The sequence below is a fragment of the Anaeromassilibacillus sp. An172 genome, assembly GCF_002160515.1.
Taxonomy (GTDB): domain Bacteria; phylum Bacillota; class Clostridia; order Oscillospirales; family Acutalibacteraceae; genus Limousia; species Limousia pullorum.
Genome location: NZ_NFKS01000046.1, coordinates 1 through 3205 on the forward strand (window position 1 = coordinate 1; position 3205 = coordinate 3205).

The window sequence follows — 3205 nt, forward strand, 5'->3', positions numbered from 1 at the left end:
CTGTGCTGTTCTTACCGCTCCAGTTTTCTGACTTTTCAGCGCCTGAATTATAGATGATGTTGTTTCTAACAACTGCTGTACCGGTCTGGTTTGCGCCGTTGTTTCTGTCGGATACTCTGAGGAATGGAACTCCCTCTTCCATATAGAATACGTTATTGTAAACCTGAGATAAAGGAGCTTTGTCCGGTAAATCCAAAGCGCATACTAAATCCTTATAGCTTATATTGTATCTGAATGTCGTGTTAATTGCATTTATACCGCAAACCATAAGGCATCCGCCGCCGTTATTATGGCTGTAGTTATACTGATAAACTGTTCCGTCGCCGTAGTCAGCGTCCCATGCCTGTCCGTCGCCATTATGTGCAGTATCGAATACTTCGTTGTACTGAAGAACGGCGTTCTTGCATTTCCATGGCCAAATAGCCGCTGAAACATTACTGAAAGTTGTTGCGCTGTAAATATCGCTGTTCATTTCCATTGCAGCGTTATCTGAAACATTGTACTCAATAAGAGGATTAAGACAATATTTTGTTGTTATTGCGTCTCCTCCGATGTCCTTGAGATAGTTGTTTCTGATAACTACATTTGTACATCCGTATTTTTTGCAGAGGTCGTCAGGAACTTCTGCTGATGCGTTAAACATATATGCATATGCAGTAACAGCAACAGAAATTCCCCATCTGCTTACATTCTCTACAAAACAGTTTTCTATAAGAATATCGTTATAAGTAGGAGTGCCTGTTGCTTCCTCATTTTCCGGAACAAACATTGTGAAAATAATTCCGCCGTTGTTCATCTGCTTATTATATACGTTACCTCTGATATCATGAACATAGAGATTGTTAAGAACTATATGGTCAACTGTTCCCTTGTTCTGTGATACAACAGCGACACCTGTTCTATCCATTTTTCTAAGAAGGCTGTAGTCTTCATTCTGGAAACTTACATTGTTTACAATTTCAAGATTGTTAAGCTCTATGTATTCCACATCATAAAGCAAAACAGTTGAAGAAACATAACCCTTTCTTACATGCTGAGAGCTTTCAGTATTTCCGAAATCCTGATACCATATTCCCTGTCCTTTTGCATCGATAACCGGCATATTTTTGCTCTCGTCACCATAAGCATCCACAATTATAGGATACTCGGCAGAACCGCTTCCCTTGATATGGAGATACTGATAATTAAATACAGAACCTCTCTCAAGCAAAACTTTATCTCCCGGCTGCAAAGTCAATTCATTGATTTTTGAAAGACTGTAGAACGGTGTATCTTCGCTTTTTCCGTTGTTGGTGTCTTTGCCTTTTAATGTGCTGACATAATATGTTGTTCCCACATCAGCTGTTGTATCAACTTCATCTGCCGATACATTTCCTATTTCAAAAGTAAACAACCCTGAAATCATACTCAAAGTCAGCAATACAATCAGCAAGCGTTTCATTGTTTTTCCTCCTTTTCCGGTTTTTGTGATTTGTTAATTAGCCTCATTTTTTATATTTCAAACATGAAATTATAAACGTAATAATAAATATCTATTTAATCATATTTTTTACAGGTGTAACGAACAAATTTCTCTTTTTTATAATATTAACACAAACAAAACCATAACACAATACATAGATATAACAAAAAAGATGTATAATTTTTAAACCAATCTCCCAAAAGATAAAGGAACAAAATATAAAATTAAGAAACTATAAATTTATCTAATATATAATGTAGAATATCAAAATGTATTCGTTATATTTTATTAAACTAAAATTTTATACACTGTATAAGACAAAAAAGGAAAATATTTAATCTTTAAATTCTTATTTTTGTAAATTCACAAATAAATTCAACTTGCAAAAGAAATCAAAAGACAAATTTATCACAATATTCGTGTATTCCTTTTTTGAATACCTATTGTCTTCTGGATTTTAAATTTCAGTTTTTTCAAAAAGTAAATCTAAAACAAGAACCCCCGTGGAGAGAATTCTCCACAGGAGTTCCCATTTTAATCAGGATACATGATTTTCTTAATTTTATTATTTATTAGAAAGCTGTATCTGGATACGTGTTGCGTCGTTTATCAAAATCTTTCCGTCGCCGTCAACATCAGCCAGCTTCTCATCAAATGTACCAGTAATCTCCATACGTGTGAGATACTTCTGAATAAGTGTAACGTCTTCAATATCAACTGTATTATCGTGGTTTACGTCACCCTTTTCAAATGTCGGCTGCTGAACCTTCATAACTCTGAGTTCGCTTACTGCAAGTTTATTTGGATCGCCTGTAGATGCGTCGTTCTGAATTGCTGTTGGCTTAATTCTGATATACTTTGCAGTTATAGGCTCATCAAAGATGATCTCAGCTGTCTGTCCGTCATATTCAGCTGTATAAGTACCGGCAGATGTGAATTCTGTTCCGTTTTCTGAAACAAGAATTTCTACAGTCTTTATCTTATTGTTGCCGTTCTCTCTTGCTACGTACTCAAATCCCTTTACGGTCTTTGCTGTATCGCCGAATACTACATCGATATATACGTTTGGAATATCGTTCTGTGAAAGCCAGAAGCCTGCTTCTTTTCCGTCAAACATAATATCGTTTGCAGCTTCCTGAGAAGCAACGCCTGATGACTGTCCGTCAGAGGATGACCACTGGAGCCATGCGCCTGATGTATTTACTGTAAAGTCTTCCTTATACATATAGAAGTTCGGGTCAACCTTTACAAGTCCTTCAATAGCGGATGTAAGATTGTTCTTAGCAGCTATTACATCAAGCTGTGTAGCTGTTTCGCTTTCGGAAACTTCGATTGCATTTGTCAAAGCTTCGTTGAACTTGCTGTAGCTTGCCTCTGTGTATGTTCCGTTGGCATTTGTGTAGTCCTCAAGAGCCTTTGCCTTTTCGATTTCAGCCAAAAGTTCTGTCTTGTCAACTTCGCCTGATGGAACGTCGCCTTCCTGATACTCGTAAGCACCGATATCAGGTGTTCCTGTAACTTCGTTGCCGAAGAAGTCTGTTCCTGTAAATCCGTCGATTACAACACCTGCGTCGATTGCCGGTGAATCTTTGGAAATCTTAAAGCCTTCAAATGCTGCTCTGTCGTGTACTACGCCTGTTGTTGTAGTAGGTGCTGCTTCTGCTCCCCAGAAGAGAGGATCTGCTGTAACAGCATTTGCATCGCTTGTTGGTGTATTTGTGTAGTTATAATACAGGTTGTTGC

2 protein-coding genes are annotated in these 3205 nt (G+C 37.5%); both read right to left on the bottom strand.

What is annotated here, in order from left to right; translation table 11 throughout:
* Positions 1-1441, bottom strand: a 1441-nt coding sequence (locus B5F08_RS12930) for a hypothetical protein (protein WP_442856083.1), incomplete at its 3' end; no start/stop codon positions are given.
* A 586-nt stretch (positions 1442-2027) separates the two neighbouring features.
* The coding region (locus B5F08_RS12935) for a discoidin domain-containing protein (RefSeq protein WP_143256433.1) at positions 2028-3205 on the bottom strand (1178 nt) is incomplete at its 5' end.